This window comes from Paraburkholderia lebeckiae (genome assembly GCF_050436325.1).
GTDB classification, from domain to species: Bacteria; Pseudomonadota; Gammaproteobacteria; order Burkholderiales; family Burkholderiaceae; genus Paraburkholderia; species Paraburkholderia tuberum.
Genome location: NZ_JBNDLZ010000002.1, coordinates 1,504,024 through 1,523,593, shown reverse-complemented (window position 1 = coordinate 1,523,593; position 19,570 = coordinate 1,504,024). Strand labels below are relative to the sequence as shown.

16 protein-coding genes are annotated in these 19,570 nt (G+C 63.2%); 7 read left to right on the top strand and 9 right to left on the bottom strand.

Features of this window, described 5'->3' with window-relative positions:
- Nucleotides 1–61: 61 nt before the first annotated feature.
- A complete protein-coding gene (gene ptsG / locus OKW44_RS10205; RefSeq protein ID WP_018424503.1) occupies nucleotides 62–1,837 on the bottom strand; it encodes a PTS glucose transporter subunit IIBC in 1,776 nt (591 codons plus the stop codon).
- 22 nt (nucleotides 1,838–1,859) lie between these two features.
- A complete protein-coding gene (gene ptsP, locus OKW44_RS10200) occupies nucleotides 1,860–4,406 on the bottom strand; it encodes a phosphoenolpyruvate--protein phosphotransferase (protein ID WP_018424504.1) in 2,547 nt (848 codons plus the stop codon).
- An 800-nt stretch (nucleotides 4,407–5,206) separates the two neighbouring features.
- Here ptsP and OKW44_RS10195 point away from each other — a divergent pair.
- Complete coding sequence (locus tag OKW44_RS10195) at nucleotides 5,207–6,445, top strand: MFS transporter (RefSeq protein ID WP_018424505.1); 1,239 nt, start codon at nucleotides 5,207–5,209, stop codon at nucleotides 6,443–6,445.
- Between the two features lie 77 nt (nucleotides 6,446–6,522).
- Here OKW44_RS10195 and OKW44_RS10190 read toward each other — a convergent pair whose 3' ends face one another.
- The 4 genes from OKW44_RS10190 to OKW44_RS10175 all read right to left on the bottom strand — a co-directional run bounded on the left by OKW44_RS10190 (nucleotide 6,523) and on the right by OKW44_RS10175 (nucleotide 8,400).
- Nucleotides 6,523–6,861, bottom strand: a complete 339-nt coding sequence (locus tag OKW44_RS10190; RefSeq protein ID WP_018424506.1) for a ribbon-helix-helix domain-containing protein — start codon at nucleotides 6,859–6,861, stop codon at nucleotides 6,523–6,525.
- A gap of 131 nt (nucleotides 6,862–6,992) precedes the next feature.
- Nucleotides 6,993–7,571, bottom strand: a complete 579-nt coding sequence (locus OKW44_RS10185; protein ID WP_018424508.1) for a DJ-1/PfpI family protein — start codon at nucleotides 7,569–7,571, stop codon at nucleotides 6,993–6,995.
- Nucleotides 7,572–7,710: 139 nt separating this feature from the next.
- On the bottom strand, nucleotides 7,711–7,926 hold the full coding sequence (locus tag OKW44_RS10180; protein WP_162634098.1) for a hypothetical protein: 216 nt from the start codon (nucleotides 7,924–7,926) through the stop codon (nucleotides 7,711–7,713).
- Nucleotides 7,927–8,400: a MarR family winged helix-turn-helix transcriptional regulator gene (locus tag OKW44_RS10175; RefSeq protein ID WP_239499252.1), complete on the bottom strand. Its 474-nt coding sequence runs from the start codon at nucleotides 8,398–8,400 to the stop codon at nucleotides 7,927–7,929.
- A gap of 234 nt (nucleotides 8,401–8,634) precedes the next feature.
- On the opposite strand from OKW44_RS10175, the gene mhpT reads away from it, so the two are divergent.
- On the top strand, nucleotides 8,635–9,864 hold the full coding sequence (gene mhpT / locus OKW44_RS10170) for a 3-(3-hydroxy-phenyl)propionate transporter MhpT (RefSeq protein ID WP_035471805.1): 1,230 nt from the start codon (nucleotides 8,635–8,637) through the stop codon (nucleotides 9,862–9,864).
- A gap of 58 nt (nucleotides 9,865–9,922) precedes the next feature.
- On the opposite strand, the gene OKW44_RS10165 is transcribed toward mhpT, so the two are convergent.
- Both OKW44_RS10165 and OKW44_RS10160 read right to left on the bottom strand, forming a co-directional pair.
- Nucleotides 9,923–10,822 carry a 4-hydroxyphenyl-beta-ketoacyl-CoA hydrolase gene (locus OKW44_RS10165; RefSeq protein ID WP_018424511.1) on the bottom strand — a complete coding sequence of 300 codons (900 nt, stop codon included), beginning with the start codon at nucleotides 10,820–10,822 and terminating at the stop codon, nucleotides 9,923–9,925.
- A 33-nt stretch (nucleotides 10,823–10,855) separates the two neighbouring features.
- Complete coding sequence (locus OKW44_RS10160) at nucleotides 10,856–11,269, bottom strand: MarR family winged helix-turn-helix transcriptional regulator (protein ID WP_239499253.1); 414 nt, start codon at nucleotides 11,267–11,269, stop codon at nucleotides 10,856–10,858.
- A gap of 205 nt (nucleotides 11,270–11,474) precedes the next feature.
- Here OKW44_RS10160 and OKW44_RS10155 point away from each other — a divergent pair, with 205 nt between their 5' ends.
- The 4 genes from OKW44_RS10155 to OKW44_RS10140 all read left to right on the top strand — a co-directional run bounded on the left by OKW44_RS10155 (nucleotide 11,475) and on the right by OKW44_RS10140 (nucleotide 17,547).
- Complete coding sequence (locus tag OKW44_RS10155) at nucleotides 11,475–12,302, top strand: p-hydroxycinnamoyl CoA hydratase/lyase (RefSeq protein ID WP_018424513.1); 828 nt, start codon at nucleotides 11,475–11,477, stop codon at nucleotides 12,300–12,302.
- Between the two features lie 38 nt (nucleotides 12,303–12,340).
- Nucleotides 12,341–13,792: an aldehyde dehydrogenase gene (locus tag OKW44_RS10150; protein WP_018424514.1), complete on the top strand. Its 1,452-nt coding sequence runs from the start codon at nucleotides 12,341–12,343 to the stop codon at nucleotides 13,790–13,792.
- Nucleotides 13,793–13,864: 72 nt separating this feature from the next.
- Nucleotides 13,865–15,745, top strand: a complete 1,881-nt coding sequence (locus tag OKW44_RS10145) for a feruloyl-CoA synthase (protein ID WP_018424515.1) — start codon at nucleotides 13,865–13,867, stop codon at nucleotides 15,743–15,745.
- Between the two features lie 17 nt (nucleotides 15,746–15,762).
- Entirely contained in the window at nucleotides 15,763–17,547 is a 1,785-nt protein-coding gene (locus OKW44_RS10140; RefSeq protein WP_018424516.1) for an acyl-CoA dehydrogenase family protein, read from the top strand.
- Between the two features lie 27 nt (nucleotides 17,548–17,574).
- Here OKW44_RS10140 and ppk2 read toward each other — a convergent pair whose 3' ends face one another.
- Nucleotides 17,575–18,390: a polyphosphate kinase 2 gene (gene ppk2, locus OKW44_RS10135; RefSeq protein WP_018424517.1), complete on the bottom strand. Its 816-nt coding sequence runs from the start codon at nucleotides 18,388–18,390 to the stop codon at nucleotides 17,575–17,577.
- A 230-nt stretch (nucleotides 18,391–18,620) separates the two neighbouring features.
- Between ppk2 and OKW44_RS10130 the strand changes: the two genes are divergently transcribed.
- Nucleotides 18,621–19,301: a membrane protein gene (locus tag OKW44_RS10130; protein ID WP_018424518.1), complete on the top strand. Its 681-nt coding sequence runs from the start codon at nucleotides 18,621–18,623 to the stop codon at nucleotides 19,299–19,301.
- Nucleotides 19,302–19,570: the final 269 nt, after the last annotated feature.

Below are 19,570 nucleotides of genomic sequence, written 5' to 3'. Positions count from 1 at the left end.
CGCTTCCACCGGGCAGGCCTCGCGTTCGACGCGCGGCAGTTGCTGACGATACTCGTTGCTGCTATCGCATTGCGCCTGCGAGGTTGCCCGAGCCGAGACCCACGATCAGATCGAGTGCGCCGTTCTTCAACGCTTGCGTCGTGACCACGCCCGCCGCTTTCAATGCGGCCGCGTCGATGCGCGACGCGTCCGATAGCTCGACACGCAACCGCGTGGCCGCCAGCGCGTCGAGCTTTCTGATGTTGGCCGCGCCGCCCAGCGCCGCACGAATCTTTTCCGCGCGCTCCGTTTCCTGCGGCGAGTTTTGCGCGGCCACAGCCGCTGGAGCCGCCGCCGCGCCTTCCACACCAGGCACTCCGGCCGCCGGCAAATCCGCTTCGGCGCCCGCTGTCTTCAGATAGTCATGCATGTCGGTTTTCATGTTCTCCGACAACGGCCCGAAGATCGCCTGCACGCCGTTGCCCACGCGCACCACACCCGCGGCACCGAGCGCCTTGAGCTTGTGTTCGTCGACGCGCGCCGGGTCCTTCACGGAGATGCGCAGCCGCGTGATGCAAGCGTCGAGACTCGTGATATTGGAGCGCCCGCCAAAGGCGAGCACGAGTTCGCGCGAACGTCCTCCCGCGCCGCTCGCGGCAACCGCCGCTGTTTCCGCCGCGTCGTCCTCGCGGCCCGGTGTCTTGAGGTTGAAGCGCGTGATGACGAAGCGGAACACGCCGTAATAGATCACCGCGTAAATTGGACCAAGGATGAAAACGTACCACGCGTGCGTGGCCTTCCCGCCGATCAGGTTGAACATCAGAAAATCGATGCCGCCTTGCGAAAACGTGAAGCCCATGCGCATGCCCAGTGTGTTCGCCACGAACTGCGCCGACGCCGCGAGGCATGCGTGAATCAGGTAAAGCACCGGCGCGACGAACAGGAACGCGAATTCGATCGGCTCGGTGATGCCGGTGAGGAAAGAAGTCAGCGCGGCCGAGACCATCATGCCGCCGACGGCCACCTTCTTCTCCGGCTTCGCGCAATGCCAGATCGCGATCGCCGCGGCCGGCAGGCCGAACATCTTGAACAGGAACGCGCCCGCCAGGATGCCCGCGGTCCGGTCGCCCGCGAAATATCGGGTGATGTCGCCGTGAACGGTCTTGCCGGTCGTCGGGTCGAGGTAGCTGCCCATTTCGAAGAAGAACGGCACGTTCCAGATGTGGTGCAGGCCGAACGGAATCAGCAGACGTTCGACGAAACCGTAGACCGTCGCGGCGGTGCGCGGGTCGGAAACCGCCGCCCAATGCGAAAAAGCCTTGATTGCGCTGCCGATCGGCGGCCACACGAAAGACAGGATCGCGCCGAGCACGATCGAGCCGATCGCGGTCACGATCGGCACGAAGCGCTTGCCGGCGAAGAAGCCGAGATAGGCCGGCAACGTGATCCGGTAGTAGCGGTTGAACATCCATGCCGCAAGACCACCGGCGAGGATGCCGCCGAACACGCCGGTCTGGATCGACGGTATGCCCATGATCGTGTCGGTTTCGACGCCCTGGAGCTTGCCGATCACGCCCAATGTAGCCGTCATCACCAGATATCCGATCGTTGCGGCAATGCCCGAGACGCCATCGTTCTCGGTGAAGCCGAGCGCGACGCCGATCGCGAAGATCAGCGGCAGGTTGCCGAAGATCACGTCGCCCGCGTTCTTCATCAGCGCGAGCACGACGACCGGCACGTAACCGTGAAAGTCGGTGGCGCCGAGGCCGAGCAGCAGGCCTGCCACCGGGAGCACGGCGACGGGCAGCATCAGCGATTTGCCGATCTTCTGCAAGACTCCGAAGGCATGCGAGAACATGGCTGATCTCCTGTTGATCCGCTCACTCGGCAAAGCGCGACAGATGCGCGCGGACTTCCGCGGCGGTGCCCAGACACAGCACCTCGGCGGCGAGCTTCCTGGCTTCTTCGATCGTCACGCGTGCAAGCTGAGCCTTGATCGAACCGACCGCCGGAATGCTCACCGACAGCTCGTCGATGCCAAGGCCGACGAGCACCGGCACCGCCATCGCATCCGACGCGATGCCGCCGCAAATGCCGACCCATTTGCCATGCTTGTGCGCACCGTCGACCGTCATGCCGATCAGACGCAACACCGCCGGGTGCAGCGCGTCGGCCTGCTTCGCGAGTTGCGGATGGCCGCGGTCCATCGCGAGCGTGTATTGCGTGAGATCGTTCGTGCCGATCGAGAAGAAGTCGACTTCGCGTGCGAGTGGCTCGGCGATCAGCGCGGCCGCGGGGACTTCGATCATGACGCCGACTTTTACGCTCGCCGCGCGATCGCCGGCTTCTTCGAGCAGGATCTTGCGCGCTGCCCGCACCTCCTCGATCGCGGCGATCATCGGGAACATCACGTGCAGATGCCCAAGCGGCGCCGCGCGCAGGATCGCGCGCAGTTGCGTGCGGAAGATGTCGGGACGCTCCAGGCTCACGCGCACACCGCGCAGGCCGAGAAACGGGTTGTCTTCCTTCGGCAGCGGCAGATACGACAACGGTTTGTCGCCGCCGACGTCGAGCGTGCGGACCACGAGCGGCCGCTCGCGGCCAAGCGCTTCGGCGACGGCGCAATATTCGGCGGCCTGTTCGTCTTCGGTTGGCGCGGTGTCTCGCGCGTCGAACAGGAACTCGGAGCGCAACAGGCCCACGCCTTCGGCGCCGGCCGCGACCGCATCGCGTGCTTCCTGCGCATTGCGGATGTTCGCGACGACCTCGACGCGGTGGCCGTCGGCCGTCATTGCGAGTTTGGTTGCCGCGAGCTTTTCGTCTTCGCGTTTGGCGGCCTGGCGGCTGATGCGTTCGCGCGCCTTCTCGAGTTCCTCGGCGCTCGGGTTGCGCCGCAAGCTGCCGCGCGAACCGTCGAGCACGACGGGCGTGCCGTCGGCGAGTTGCAGCGCGCGCGCGTCGATACCGCAGATCGCCGGAATGCCGAGCGAGCGCGCGAGGATCGCGACGTGGCTCGTCGCGCCGCCGCTCGTCGTGCAAAAGCCCAGCACCTTGCTGCGATCGAGCGACGTGGTGTCGGACGGCGACAATTCCTCGGCAATCAGGATCGTTTCGTCCGGCACGTCGATCTGCGCCTGCTTCACGCCGGCGAGCAGCGCGAGTACACGGCGGCCGACGTCGCGGATATCGCCGGCGCGTTCGCGCAGCAGCGGATTGTCGAGCCTTTCGAGCGTGCTTGCCTGCTTCTGGAACGCATCGCGCCACGCGAACCCCGCGCCCTTTCCCGCGCTGATGCTGCTGATCGCGGCGTCGTTGAGGTCAGGATCGTCCAGCAGTTCGAGATGCGCGTCGAGAATCTGCGCTTTCGACGGATCGGTGAGCGTCGCCTTGAGCGCCTCGATCTGCTGACGCGCCTGATGCTGGGCCGCTTCGAGTTGCGCCCGTTCGCGTTGCGGCGACTCGCCCGCTTCGTTCACCTCGATGACCTGCTGACGGAACTGCACGATCCTGCCGACCGAAAGCCCTGGCGAAGCGGATACGCCGATGAATTCGTTGGTGTCGGCGGGAGCCGCTTCAGTCGGTGCTGGCACCGGCGCAGCCGGTGCGGTTGGCGCAGCCGCCGCGGGTGCGGGCGCATCGCCGGGCTTTTCGCCCGATCCGTCGGCAAGCAGACGCGCGACGGTGCTGGCCGCCTCCGCCGCGTCGGGACCGCGGGCCTCGACGCGCAGCTTGTCGCCGAACTTCGTTGCGAGCCCCATGATCGCGACGACGGACTTGGCATTTGCGCTGGCGTCGCCGCGCAGCAGCCGGATCTCGGACTTGAATTTCTTCGCCTCGACCGCGACGACCGCGGCGGGCCGTGCATGCAGGCCCGCTGGATTCGGCAGCGTGATCTCGTCGGAGAGGATCGCGCCGGTGGCGCTCGCCGTGTCCTTGTCCTCCATGCTGCCGACCAGCTCGACGTACAGCGCGACGTCGGTGCCGGCGACGACGAGCCCTTTCGCGGGAACGTAGCGCGTGACGAGATCGCCATTGGCGATCACCATTTGCGTGAGCAGGCTGGTTGCTCTTGCGCCGACCGCGATCGGGTCGAAGCGGATCAGCGGCGTGCCCACCGCGACGGCGTCGCCTTCCTTGACCAACGGCATGAAGCCCTCGCCGCGCAGCAACACGGTGTCGAGCCCGATGTGCAGCAGCACTTGCAGACCGTTGTCGCCGGTGATCGTCGTGGCGTGGGCAGAGCTATGGAGTTGCGTGACCTTGCCGGCTAGCGGTGACAGCAGTTCATCCGAGGTCGGATCGATCGACACGCCATCGCCGACCATCTTCTGGGCGAAGACCGGATCGGGCACGCTCTCGAGAGGAACCAGTATGCCCGACAGTGGCGCCATCAACCCGATGCGCAGAGGACGCTGAGGAGCTTTCATCGCCAGGACTCCTTGTACATTGACGCTCGCCTGAGGTGGCTCGACTCGAGCCGCGTGAGCGCGACATTCATACGTGCGGTCGGCACTATTGCCGCTCACGCCGCTCACCCACTTGTGAGCGGCGCACGTTACAAAAGCGTCGGAGACAAAAACTCGGGAAGTCAAACAAGGTCGCGCACGTCGACCGGGATGAATGGAGAAACGTCAGGCGCGCTCCGATGGCGCTGTTTGCGTTTGCCGGGCCGCCTCGCACCCATGCACAACCCTTTGCACCGTGGTCCCGGAAAAAGGACCCGGAAAGCGCTCTGAAAAAGAGCATATGTTACTGAGCGCAGATTGCAAGACAAGACGATTTCGGACGGGAACGCCTGAAATTTGCAATATCCTGGCGGGAGATAGAGCGGTCTTTATTAATTGGCGTGTGACGCGTTCATTAATCTGTGTTTTATCCGCTTAGCGAAAGGCGGCGGCCCGACAAGACGCTCACGCTTCCTGTTCAGAGTAGATCCGTGACGAGCCACCCAATTCCGCGCCCAACGAGGCGGCTACGGATGCAATCGGCATATTGGGGCGACTCTCCTTCCCGAAATATGATTTTTCTAACGCATTGAGGGCGCGCTGATAATCAGGGGACTGGAAGAGCCGTACGCGGTCGTTTCGCGGGACTAGCTGACTCATAGCGAGATATCGCCGCAGAGGCATTGTTCAGCCACACCTTCTAGTCTTTTCATCGGACGACTCTTTTTCTGACATGAGACCCAGCCTAAAGTACGAGACTTCAATCTGGCATCAAGGTCGTCATGCAAATCGATACACCTGCAATCCCGGCATCGTTGGAAGGACATTCAACCTCCGCGGGTCAATGGCTCTCCGTCATCGCTGTAGCGGTAAGCGCATTCGCCTTCGTCACTGCCGAGTTTTTGCCTGTCGGGCTGTTGCCACAAATCGCACACGACCTCGGCGTGTCGACCGGTGTCGCGGGGCTCATGATCACCACGCCCGGCGTGACGGCCGCGATATTGGCGCCGACGCTGATAGTCAGCGCGGGCCGCATGGACCGCCGGTACGTTTTCCTGCTCCTCACTGCGGTACTGTTGATCGCGAACGTCGTGTGCGCGATCGCACCGAACCTCGCGATCATGCTCGTAGGACGGGCTCTGCTTGGCGGCGCGCTGGGTGGCTTCTGGACTCTGGCGACGGCGGCGGCTCCTCGACTCGTGCAAGCAAAGGATGCCGCCAAAGCGACCGCGACCATTCTGACCGGCGTGACCTGCGCAACCGTGATCGGCGTGCCGCTCGGGACGTTTATCGCGTCGTTTGCATCGTGGCGCATGGCGTTCGCCGCCACCGCGGGCCTCGTGTCGCTCGCCTTGGTGGCGCAGGCGTTCCTCGTGCCTTCGTTGCCGTCGGCATCGGCGTTGCGGATCGCCGATTTCAAAACCCTGCTTGGCCGGCCTCATACGAGGTTGAGCATGGTGATGGTCGCGCTCGTCTTCGGCGCGCATTTCTCGACCTACACGTATATTGCGCCGCTGCTCGAACACGACTTCTCGTTGAGCGCCATCACGCTGTTGCTGTTCGGATTCGGTCTGATCGGCTTCTTCTCCAATGCGTTGACATCGATGGTGATTTCGGACCATCTAAAGAAATCCGTCGCCGCGATGGTTCTGCTGCTATTGGGCGCGATGTCGTCGATGTTGCTGCTCGAACATTCGCCGTTCGGCGAGACCGCGGGGATGCTGCTGTGGGGAATCGCGTTCGGAGCGCTTCCGCTTTGCTTCAGCGTGTGGATTCAGCGCGGCACGACAGACCTGCCCGAAGCGGGGTCGGCCATGTTCGTCAGCATCATCCAGGTGGCGATTGCGGTGGGCTCGGCAGTGGGGGGCACCATTGTCGACCGTGCGGGCGTTCACGCCGACTTCACGCTGGGACTTGGACTCGCGCTACTGGGCCTCGTGGCACTGCAACGGCTTGCTGTATTGGAACGGCCGGCCACGGCGGCTACTCTTGATTGCGCCTGCGATGCGTCGGTTGACTGACGCGTCGAGACAGTACGTCGCGTGACCGGAGCGCACCGCGTTAGCCAGCCGTGGCGACCGCAAGGCGACCGAATCCGTCAAACAGCCGTCTTCACGACTCTGGGTTGAAATGGGGCGTTGAGCGGCACGTCGCCAGCGGCCTCGTTGCGGGCGGCGCTCGTCGATAGATAGCGCAAACAGCACACGCGCAAAAAAGACGCGAAATTCAACGGCTCTTCGCCGCGCAAGGCGACCAGTTCGTCGTGAAGCTTCACCACGAACTGGGTCGTCGTCACGTTCTCGCGGTTGGCGATTTCCCGAAGCACGTCCCAGAAGAGATTTTCGAGCCTCACCGTGGTCACGACGCCATGAATGCGCAGCGCGCGCGTACGCGACTCGTAGAGGATCGGATCAGCGTTGACATAGACGTTGCACATACGTTCAGCCTTTCTCGCGAATGATGACGTCGCACGACGCGAAGCGCGCGGCGCGGGCGCTCATGCCGTCGTGATCGAGCGTAACACGGTTGGTCGCCCGCGATGCCGCGCCTCGGTCGAGGCGCGCTCCTTCAATGCGCGATGCGCGTGCCCAGCAGCGCAAGGAACTGCGCGAGCCAGTTCGCGTGCGAGGTCCATGCGGGCGCGGTGACGAAATTCTCGTCGGTGATCGCGTCAGGCCAGTCGAGCGCCACGTACTCCGCGCCCGCGAGCTTCACTTCGGGCGCGCAGGCCGGATACGCCGAGATGCGCCGGCCTTCGATCACACCCGCCGCAGCCAGCAGTTGCGCGCCGTGGCAGACCGCGGCAATCGGCTTCTTCGCTTCGGCGAATTGGCGAACCCAGCCGATCACCTCGTCGTTGAGCCGCAGATATTCGGGGGCGCGGCCGCCGGGCACGAGCAGCGCGTCATATTGCGCGGGGTTCACCGACGCGAAATCGGCGTTCAGCGTGAAGTTATGGCCACGCTTTTCGGTGTAGGTCTGATCGCCTTCGAAGTCGTGGATTGCGGTGCGAATCGCGTCGCCCGCGCGCTTGTCGGGCGCGACGACGTCCACCGAATGCCCGACTGCCGCCAGTGCCTGAAACGGCACCATCAGCTCATAATCTTCGACGAAATCGCCGGCGATGATAAGAATTCGCTTTGACATGCTTCGTCTCCTCTCGAATGGGGTGGGAAATGGCGAGGCGGACGCGCGATCGCGGTGTGAAGGCGGCGGCCGTTGAGAAGCAATATAGCGATCGACGCAGTGGGCCAGGTAATACGCGGCTAAATGCCGACCAGGGATTTCACTGAGCTGAACGGAACTCAGCCCGAATGCGGCAGACGATCGCGGTAGGTGGAGCGATCGGTGTCGCCATGATCTGGCCGAACAGCCTCGGCATCGCGGTTTTCACGGTGGTTGCGGCGCGGGCGGTCACTGAGTTTTTCCTGCTTCCATCAGGCAAAAGAAAAAGAGTCGCGCTCCATTCGAGTGCGACTCTTTTGTCATTGGGAACGTCCATTCAACCGCGCAGATTCGACACACATCGCTGCAGCACCTTGCGCAGCGTATCGACCGGGATTTCCGTTACTCCGTCCAGCATGGACGCTTCGAGCGCGTCGATCGCCGAATCGCATTCCCGCAGTACCCGACGCCCTTCGTCGGTCAGAAACAGATGAATCAGTCGACCGTGGGTAGGATGCCCCACGCGTCCGACCCAACCGTTGGCTTCCATCGTCTTGACAACTTCGTTGGCCGACTGCGGCGTGATGAACGAGCGTTCGGCGAGTTTCGCGTTGGTCATCGCGCCGCTGGCGCTGATCACGGAGAGCGCGGTGAACTGAGGCAAGGTCAACCCGAATTCACCCAGTACATCGATCAAACTGCGTTTGAGCAGACGGTCGAGTTGGCCGACCACATAGGAAACGCGGGCAGGTGGCGCACCGGTTTTCGTTGAACCGGCGTGTTTGGCAAGGGGCGTTCGCCGCTTCTCCATTGTCTTGATCATTATCAGGTTGTCTTAGGTGTTTCTACCAGGCATATCATATTCTACTTTCAATATCAGGACACCTGAGACTAGACTCATCGTCAATTCCAGGGGCGCTGTGGGAAGGATTCTGATAAGTGACGCAAGATCATTGCCAGAAATCTTCTCCTTCCCATGGCCGCTTCGTCGAAGAACGAAGCGTGGTTCACCTCTGGCAATTCAATCAAACGTGAAGGAGACGTCATGTCAAGTGTTGCTAATCGGTCGAGTGCGGTGGGCTCCAGTTCTGCACTAACGTTGGCATTGTGCTTTCTCGTCGCGGTGCTGGAGGGTATCGACCTGCAGTCCACTGGCGTTGCGGCGCCTCGAATGGCGCACGAGTTCGGCTTGTCGGTCAGCCAGTTGGGGCTCGCTTTCAGCGCCGGCATGTTGGGGCTTTTGCCGGGCGCGATGATCGGCGGCAGACTCGCCGACCGGATCGGCCGCAAGCGCGTTCTGATGATCTCGATGGCGATTTTCGGCATCTTCTCGATCGCGACCGCGCAAGTCTGGAGTTTCGAAAGTCTGCTGATTGCTCGCGTGCTGACGGGCATCGGGCTCGGCGGCGCGATGCCGAACCTGATCGCGTTGTCGTCCGAGGCGGTCGATGCGCGTCACCGCAACACGGCGGTTAGCGTCATGTATTGCGGTATGCCGCTCGGCGGTGCGCTTGCCGCATTGATCGCCGTACTGAGCGCCGGTCCTACCGCGTGGCGTCATATCTTCTACGTGGGCGGAGCCGGACCGCTGATCATCATTCCGCTGCTGATGGCATTGCTGCCCGAGTCGCGCGAATTCGCCACCGAATCGCACGAATTCACGACGGCGGACAAGCCGCTCCTTTCGACGCGTGAAGTCCTGTTCGGCGAGGGGCGCGCCGCCGCGACGATCGGTATCTGGATCAGCTTCTTCTGCACGCTGATCGTTCTTTACTTCCTGCTGAACTGGCTGCCTTCGTTGACCGTGGGGCGCGGCATGAGCCGTTCGCAGGCCGGGATTGCCCAGATCTTTTTCAACGTCGGCAGTGTGATCGGCGTACTGGGCATCGGTCTGCTGATGGACCGGTTCAGACAAGGCCTGTCAGTCACGGCGATCTACGCGTGCATCGTCGGTGCATTGATCGCGCTTTCGCAAGTCGCCAGCATCGAGACGCTGTCCGTTGCCGTGCTGTTTGCCGGAATGGGCGTCGTCGGTGCGCAGTCGATGCTGTATTCGCTGTCCGCCGCCAGCTATCCGACCAGCGTGCGTGGTACGGGAGTCGGCGCCGCGGTCGCGGTGGGACGCGTCGGCTCGATTGTCGGCCCCGTAGCCGCCGGGCAATTGCTTGCGATGGGAAAGAGCTCGGCGCTCGTCATCGGCGCGAGCGTGCCGGTGACGATCATCGCGGCGATTACGGCATTGCTCGTCATTCGCTCCAACGCCGCGAAACGCTAACTCTTCGCTGATGGACCCAACTGGCCCGGCGTTTTCGCGCCGGGCCATTTTTCATGCGTCATTCGCGATTCGTCGTGGCCTCGGCCCGCAGATCAAGCAACCTGACGGCGTTCTCCTTCAGAACGAGCGGCTTTACTTCGGGCTTGATGTCGAGCGTATCGAAGTCTTCGAGCCAGCGGTCCGGGCGGATCAGTGGGAAGTCGGACGCGAACAGCACCTTGTTGCGCAACAGCGTGTTCGCATACTTGACCAGCTCGGGCGAAAAGTACTTCGGCGACCAGCCCGACAGATCGATATACACGTTCGGCTTGTGCAGCGCGATCGACAGCGCCTGCTCCTGCCATGGCCAGGAGGGATGCGCGATCACGATCTTCATGTCGGGGAAGTCGGCGGCGACATCGTCGAGGTAGATCGGCTCCGAATACTTGAGGCGCAAACCGCCGCCGCCGCGCATGCCCGAGCCCATGCCCGAGTGTCCACTGTGAAAAACCGCCGGCAGCCGGTACTCGGCAATCACTTCGTAGAGCGGGTATGCCATGCGGTCGTTGGCGAAAAAACCCTGCATCGTGGGGTGAAATTTGAAACCGCGCACGCCGTGCTCCTCGATGAGCCGCCGCGCTTCGCGCGCGCCGAACTTGCCTTTGTGCGGATCGATGCTGGCGAACGCGATCATGATGTCGGAGTTTTTCTGCGCGAACTCCGCGACCTCTTCGTTCGAAATGCGACGGCGACCGATGTTCGCTTCGCAGTCGACGGTAAACATCACGAAGCCGATATTGCGCTCCCGATAGTGCTCGATCGTTTCGGGAATGGTCGGGCGACGCCCCTGTTTGAGCACGGTGCCGAAGTATTTGTCGGCGGCTTCGTCGAATTCTTTTGCAAACAGGTCCGGTGGTTGGCAGCACGACACCTCGGCATGCACGTGGGTGTCGATGGCCTTCAGTTGATCGATGTTCAATGGGGTCTCCTATGTGTAATTAAAGCTGATGCGTCAGGCTGCGCGAAGATTGCGCACGCACGTCAACAGCAGGTTCTTCAGCATCTGTGAACCGTGTTCATCGATTTCGCCGAGCATCGATTGCTCGACCCTGTCAGCGGCACGGTCGCACTGAGACAGCAATGTTTCGCCGGCCTTCGTCAGCGACAGCAGCCCGACGCGACGGTTGAGCGGACCGGCCACGCGCGTCACCCATCCATTCGCTTCCATCGATTTGACGACCGCGCTGGCCGCTTGCGGCGTGATCAACGAGCGCTGCGCGAGCTGTGCGTTCGACGAACGTGCGCGCGCCCGCAGCACCGACAGCGCGGTGTATTGCGGCAACGTCAGACCATGCGAGGCAAGCGCTTCGGAAAGCTGCCGCGTGAGAATCTTGTCGAGCTGCCCGGCCAGGTAGCTCAGACGCACCGGAGCGGCAGCGTGCCTTCGATCGCGCAGGTTGCGCCGCGCCGTGGCGCGCGGTGTCGATTCAGACCCTGACGGCTTTCTCGTGATCGTCGGCATAGGCGGTTAGGGGTTTGTACCAAGACTTCGATATTGTACTTTACTTATCAGGTCACCTGATATTAAATTGAGTTCAGGCCGCGAGGGCGGCATTGATACGGAGAAGCAGATGAGTTACGAAGGACGCTGGAAAACGGTCAAGGTCGCGGTCGAAGGCGGAATCGCCTGGGTCACGTTCAATCGTCCGGATAAGCGCAACGCGATGAGCCCGACGCTGAACAAGGAAATGATCGACGTTCTCGAGACGCTCGAACTCGACGCCGAAGCCCAGGTTCTCGTGTTGACCGGCGAAGGCAGTGCATGGTCGGCCGGCATGGACCTGAAGGAATATTTCCGCGAAGTGGATGCGGGGCCGGACGTGCTGCAGGAGCGGATTCGCCGCGACGCGAGCCGCTGGCAATGGCAATTGCTGCGCATGTACTCGAAGCCGACGATCGCCATGGTCAACGGCTGGTGCTTCGGCGGTGGCTTCTCTCCGCTCGTCGCCTGCGATCTCGCGATCGCCGCGGACGAAGCCGTGTTCGGCCTGTCCGAAATCAACTGGGGGATTCCGCCGGGTAACCTCGTGAGCAAGGCGATGGCCGATACCGTCGGTCATCGTGAAGCGCTGTACTACATCATGACGGGCGACACCTTCACGGGTCCGCAAGCCGCGAAGATGGGTCTGGTGAACAAAAGCGTGCCGCTCGCGCAACTGCGCGACGAAACGATCGCTCTCGCGGCGAAGCTGCTGAACAAGAACCCGGTCGTGCTGCGCAACGCGAAGCATGGCTTCAAGCGTTCGCGGGAACTCACGTGGGAGCAGAACGAAGACTACCTGTACGCAAAGCTCGACCAGGCGAACTATCGCGATCCGGAAGGCGGCCGCGAACAGGGCCTCAAGCAGTTCCTCGACGACAAGAGCATCAAGCCGGGCTTGCAGACCTACAAGCGCTAAGCGGCGCACTTCAGCAGGACGACTGAGGAGACGAACACATGCATCAAACGAACCTTCTGATTGGCGGCGTGAAACGTGCCGCGTCGAACGGCAAGACCTTCGAGCGCATCAATCCCGCGTCGGGCGCGGTGGCCACCCGCGCCGCGGCGGCCACCGTCGAGGATGCCGATGCGGCCGTCGCCGCCGCAGCGCGCGCGTTCCCGGCATGGGCGGCGCTCACGCCTACCGAGCGCCGCAAACGCCTGCTCGCCGCCGCCGACCGCATGGACGCGCGCACGGCCGAGTTCATCGAGATCGGCGCGGCTGAAACGGGTGCGATGGCGAACTGGTACGGCTTTAACGTCATGCTCGCGGCCAACATGCTGCGCGAAGCCGCGGCGATGACGACGCAGATCGACGGCGCGGTGATTCCGTCCGACGTGCCGGGCAGCCTCGCAATGGCGGTGCGCCAGCCGTGCGGCGTCGTGCTTGGCATGGCGCCGTGGAACGCGCCCGTGATCCTCGCGACGCGCGCGCTCGCCATGCCGCTCGCGTGCGGCAACACGGTCGTGCTGAAGGCATCGGAAGGTTGTCCCGGCGTGCATGCGCTGATCGGCGAAGCGCTGAACGACGCGGGTCTCGGCGAAGGCGTCGTCAACGTGCTCACGCATGCGCCGGAAGACGCGCCCGCGATCGTCGAGCGTCTGGTCGCCAATCCTGCCGTGAGGCGTGTGAATTTCACCGGTTCGACGCGTGTCGGCCGCATCGTCGCCGAGCTGTCCGCGCGCAATCTGAAACCCGCGCTGCTCGAACTGGGCGGCAAGGCGCCGGTTCTAGTGCTCGACGACGCGGACCTCGACGCTGCCGTCGAGGGCATCGCGTTCGGCGCGTTCTTCAATCAAGGGCAGATCTGCATGTCGACGGAACGCGTGATCGTCGATCGCAAGGTTGCCGATGCGTTCGTCGAGAAGCTCGTCGCGAAAGCACGCACGCTGAAGGCAGGCAATCCGACACAGCCGGGCTCGATCCTCGGCACGCTCGAGAGCGAAGCCGCCGCGCGGCGCATTCGCGCGCTGGTCGAAGACGCCCGCGAAAAGGGTGCGAAGTTGCCGCTCGGTTGCGAGGTGAAAGGCGCGATCATGCAGCCGGTGATCGTCGAGAACGTGACGCGCGAGATGAAGCTTTATGCCGATGAATCGTTCGGCCCTGTGGTGACGGTGCAGCGCGTGGACGGCGACGAAGAGGCGCTGACGGTCGCCAACGATAGCGAGTACGGCTTATCGGCCGCCGTGTTCAGCCGCGATATCGCGCGCGCGATGAACGTCGCGAAACGCATCGAGTCGGGCATCTGCCACATCAACGGCCCGACCGTGCACGACGAGGCACAGATGCCGTTCGGCGGCGTGAAGGCCAGTGGTTATGGGCGCTTCGGCAGCAAGGCGTCGATTCCCGAGTTCACCGAGTTGCGCTGGATCACGGTGCAGACGAGTCCGCGTCATTATCCGATCTAGGCGTCGGCTCCCGGCCGCAACGATTGCGGCCACCCCATCCTTGCATGGAATGGCACAACTAGGAGACAGGTTTTGGAATCGGAGCACAGCCACGCAAGCTCTCTGGCGACCGGATACCGGAGCGTCGCCATCGGAGCGCCTTCAGCGCGGATCGAGAAACGCGGCGACTGCTGGTACCTCGAGACACTTGAACCTCTGGGTCCGTTTCCGGAGCGCTTTACGGACCGCCTGCTGAGCGGCGCACGCGCGCATCCCGACCGGCTGCTCGTCGCACGACGCGATGCCGCAGGCGCGTGGCAGGGCATCACGTATGCGCAGATGCTCGAGCGCGCACGTGCGATCGGGCAGGCGCTGCTCGATCGCGATCTCAGCGCGGAACGCCCGTTGGTGATCCTGTCGGGCAACAGCGTCGAACATATGCAGCTCGCGCTCGGCGCGATGTGGGCGGGTATCGCTTATGCACCCGTTTCGCCGGCCTATTCGTTGATGTCGGGCGATTACGGAAAGCTGCGCCATGTCCTCGAACTGCTCAAACCGGGTCTGGTCTACGCGGACGATATCGGCGCATACACAGCGGCGCTCGATGCCGCGCTGGGAAGCGACGTCGAACGTGTCAGCGCGGTGCCCGCGCCAAACGCGTCGAGAGTGACGCGCTTCGACGCATTGCTCGACACGGCCCCGCGCGACGTCGACGCTGCCAACGCGCGCGTGAACGGCGACACGATCGCGAAGTTCCTGTTCACGTCCGGCTCGACGAACCTGCCGAAAGCCGTGCCGACGACGCATCGCATGCTGGGCGCGAACCAGCAGATGCTGCTCGAAACCTTTCCGCAGTTCGGCATCGAGCCGCCGGTCCTCGTCGACTGGCTGCCGTGGAATCACACATTCGGCGGCAGCCACAACGTCGGCATCGTGCTGTACAACGGCGGCACGCTCTATATCGACGACGGCAAACCCGTGGCCGGCAAATTCGACGAGACGCTGCGCAATCTGCGTGAGGTCGCGCCGACCATCTACTTCAACGTGCCGAAGGGTTGGGAAGAACTGACTATCGCGCTGGAAAAGGATGCGGCGCTGCGCGAGCGGTTTTTCTCGCGCGTGAAGATGTATTTCTTCGCGGGCGCCGGTCTGTCGCAGGCGGCGTGGGAGCGTCTCGAGCGCGTAACGCTCGAACATTGCGGAGAACGCATCCGCATCATGGCCGGTCTCGGCATGACCGAGACCGCGCCGTCGTGTCTGTTCACGACGGGACCGGTATCGTGCGCCGGCTATATCGGCTTGCCGCCGCCCGGATGCCAGGCCAAGGTCGCGCCCGTCGATGGCAAATTCGAAGCGCGCTTTCGCGGCCCTCACGTGATGGGCGGTTACTGGCGAGCATCGCCGGCGCTTCAGAGCAGCGTGTTCGACGATGAAGGCTACTACCGCACAGGAGACGCCGTGCGTTTCGTCGACCCGCAACGTCCCGAACTGGGCCTGATGTTCGATGGCCGCATCGCGGAGGACTTCAAGCTTGCGTCGGGAACGTTCGTCAGCGTCGGGCCGATGCGCGCGCGCATCATCAGCGAAGGGGCGCCCTACGTTCAGGATGCCGTCATTACGGGGATGAATCGCGACGAAGTGGGCGCGATGATTTTTCCGCGCCTCGACGCGTGTCGCTCGTTGGCGGGTTCGCCCGCGGATGCGAGCGCCGAGGACGTGCTCAACACGGCCGCCGTGCGCGATTTCTTCAGCGAACTCCTCGCGCGGCTGAATCGGAGTGCGACGGGCAGTGCCTCGTTCATTGCTCGCATGCACCTGCTGAGCGTGCCGCCGTCGCTCGACCTCGGCGAGATCACCGACAAAGGCTCGATCAATCAGCGCGCCGTCCTCGAGCACCGGGCCGCGCTCGTGGAAGCAATGCACGAAGCCGACGCCGACGACGCGACGGTGATCCATGCGCGCAGAGGCAGCTAGTCCAGGAACAGGAAGAAATGATGTCGACTTATACGGCGCCGCTACGCGACATGCGCTTCGTAATGGACGAGTGGCTCGACGCCACTTCGTGGTGGCGCGACGTGCCCGACTGGCAAGACCTCGACTCGCAGACCGCGCAGCAGGTGCTGGAGGAAGCGGCGCGTTTCGTCGAGGAGCGCATCGCGCCGCTCAACGCGAGCGCCGATCTCGAAGGATGTCGTTTCGACGCGGGCAAGGTGACGACGCCCGCGGGCTTTCGCGAGTCCTACGCGGAATTCGTTGAAGCGGGTTGGCCGACATTATCGCTCGACACCGGGCACGGCGGACAGGGCCTGCCGCAGCTTCTCGACGTCGCACTTCAGGAAATGCTCGCGGGCGCCAACCATGCATGGTTGATGTCGCCCGGGCTCACGCACGGCGCGACGGCATGCTTGCAGACGTATGGCAGCGAACGCGTGAAAAAGGCATTGCTGCCGAAAGTCGCGAGTGGTGAGTGGCTAACGACGATGTGTCTGACCGAGCCCCAGGCCGGCAGCGATGTCGGCCTGATCCGTTCGCGCGCGACTGAAGCACCGGGCACCGAGGGGTATTTCATCGACGGCAGCAAGATCTTTATCAGCGGCGGCGCGCATGATCTGACGAAGAACATCGTTCATCTGGTGCTCGCCCGAGTGCCCGATGCGCCGCCCGGTACGAAAGGGTTGTCGCTGTTCGTCGTGCCGGAATGGCTCGAAGACGGCGACGGTGGGCGCTCGTGCAATGGTGTCTATTGCGAAGGCATCGAAAAGAAAATGGGCCTGAAAGGCAGCCCGACCTGCACGATGCGCTTCGAACGCGCATTCGGCTGGCTCGTCGGTGAAGCGCATCGCGGTCTCGCGTGCCTGTTCGTGATGATGAACGCGGCGCGGCTGCAGGTTGCGATGCAGGGCCTCGGGCATGCGCACACCGCGTGGCAACGCGCGCACGCTTACGCGCAGGAACGCGTGCAGATGCGTGCAGTGAGCGTGCGGTCCGGTGCGAACGTCGCACCGGGCAGGGCTGCGCCGATTGCGTTTCATCCGGCCATGCGGCGGATTCTGATGGAACTGCGCGCGATCGTCGAGGGCGAGCGCGCGATCGGTTACTGGACCGCGCATTGGCTCGACATCGCCGCACGTCATGCCGATGCCGCCGAACGGGAACAGGCGGCGCAGCTCGCATCGCTGTTGACTCCGATTGCAAAGGCGTTTTTTACGGCCAACGGTTTTGGCGCTGCATCGAGCGCGCTGCAGGTGTTCGGCGGCTACGGCTACATCCACGAGTACGGCATTGAACAGACGTTGCGCGATAGTCGCGTGTCGATGCTGTATGAAGGCACCAACGAAATTCAGGCGATCGATCTGCTGATTCGGAAGGTGCTGCCCGATGGGGCGGTGGCGTTCGATCTGCTGCTTCGCCACGTGCGCGCGGAAGCGCGGCTGTGCCAGCAGTCCGATCCGCCGGTTCGTGCCGCCGGCGCGAAGCTCGCAGAGCTAGCACAGACAGTGGAGAGCACGACACGGTCGATCAAGGCACGCCACGCGCAAGACCCGGAGACGGCATACCGGGTCGCGGACGACTATCTCGCGATGCTTGGCTGGATGCTGCTGGCGTTCGCATGGGCGCGCACGCTGCGAATTGCAACGCCGCAATGCGAGGCGGAAACGTTCTATGTGGAGAAGCGGGAGACGGGCCGCTTCTTCTTCGACTACCCACTCGCGGCCTTCGCTTATCGCCGCAGCCTCGTTGAAGCCGGGTGCGAGGCAACGCTGCCGTACGTTTGAAAGTCAGCTTGAGCAACAACTGCCTGATCAATACCGCTCGGCCACGTATTTAAACGGATAGTCTGGTTCCTTATAACCGTCGGGCTTTTGCCGTTTCGGCAGCGAGACCTTCTTGCGGGCAGGCTGCTTATACGGAATCCTCTGAAGCATGTCGCTGATGATGTTCAGTCGCGCGCGCCGCTTGTCGTTTGAATTCGCTATGAACCACGAAGCATAGTCGGTGTCCGACGCCGCGAGCATCTCATCGCGGGCACGCGAGTAGTCATACCATCGGCTATAGGATTTCAGGTCCATCCCGGTCAGTTTCCACGTCTTGCGACCGTCGTGGATGCGTGCCTCGAGACGTCGGGTCTGTTCCTCGGGGCTGACCTCGAGCCAGTACTTGAGCAGGATGACCCCGGATTCGACGATCGCCCGCTCGACGAGCGGCACGGCCTTGAAGAACGTCTGCACGTCCGCCTCGGAGCAGAAACCCATCACGCGCTCAACGCCTGCGCGGTTGTACCAGCTGCGGTCGAAAATGACGACCTCGCCCGCGGCCGGCAAGTGCGGCACGTAGCGCTGCACATACATCTGGCTTTTTTCACGTTCACTGGGCGCGGGCAATGCAACGACGCGGAAGACGCGCGGACTGACGCGCTCGGTCATCGCCTTGATCGTGCCGCCTTTGCCCGCGCCGTCACGTCCCTCGAAGACGACGCAGACCTTGCTTCCCGTTTGCACGACCCATTCCTGCAGCTTGACGAGCTCCACATGCAGATCGAAAAGCGCCTTGCGATATTCCTTGTACGACAGCGCCCTGTCTTGCTCGGGCTGCTCGATTTCCGACTTCGTTTTGGCCATTATCTTCTCCCCAGCGCGGACTGTTCCAGCGTACTACGCAATGATCCATTCCCACGGTAGAGCGCGACGCGAAGCAGGGCCATACGACCTTGGTCCAATATCGCCGGTACACGGCGCGCAGTATGATGCGGGCGTCTGCTCGCGCCTGCCGATCCGACTGTCCTCGTCGCACCTCATCCGTATGCCGGCAAAGGGCGGGCTCGGTTCACGTCATCGCCACGGGAGGCCTCATGGATGCCACGGGTCACACGGAGCAGGAAAACGTCGGCGATAGGGAGCCGGTTCTCGATGTCGTCGATCGAGTGTGCGAGTCATGTTTCGGCCTCTTCATGGCGCTGACGTTCGTCGGCACCGTCTCGGCCGTCGGCGCGGGTGCCGACGCGGGGCACAAGATGTTCTACACGGCGCTCGGCTGCAATCTCGCATGGGGCCTCGCGGACGCGGTGATGTTCCTCGTGCGTACGCTGGTGGCTCGCGGCAGGCGCGTGACGCTTGCACATTCCGTGCGGAGCCAGCCGAATGCGGCCGCGGGCGTTCGGACGCTTCACGACGCAATGTCCGCGTGGCTCAGACCGTTGATCGGCGATACGGAGCTCGAGTCCATCCGCAGGCGTGTTGCGGCGCGGCCGGATCTGCCGCAGCGAGCAGTATTCGTGCGCGACGATTTCATCGCCGCCGCGGCTATCTTTGTGCTCGTAGTAGCCGCAACATTCCCGGTCGCGTTGCCCTTCGTGCTGTTCGCGAACGTTCCGACGGCGTTGATCGCCTCCCGTGTCTTGACCATCGCGATGTTATTCGGCAGCGGCATGGCGCTGGGGCATTACGCGGGATTTCGCGGCTGGCAGGCCGGCCTTGCGATGGCGGCGGTCGGCGTCCTGCTCACCGTGGCGATCATCGCGCTCGGCGGATGATCGAGGTCGGCCCCGCCAATCAGCTTCGCTGGCTTCGCGTTTCATTCATCATCGACACCGCGCTTCCTGTAAGACCAAGGTCCGATTCCGCAGCGGTTTCAGCGTGACATCATGTATCTGCAAGCGTTGTAGTCGTCGCATCCGGATACCGAAGAAAATCGACGGGCGGCGATGGCATTGATGGTTCCTTGGGCGGCTATGCCGCTTCACGGCGGAGAAAAAGATCGAGGCTTCCAGCCATCAGGACTGGCGACTCGGATCGTAACCAG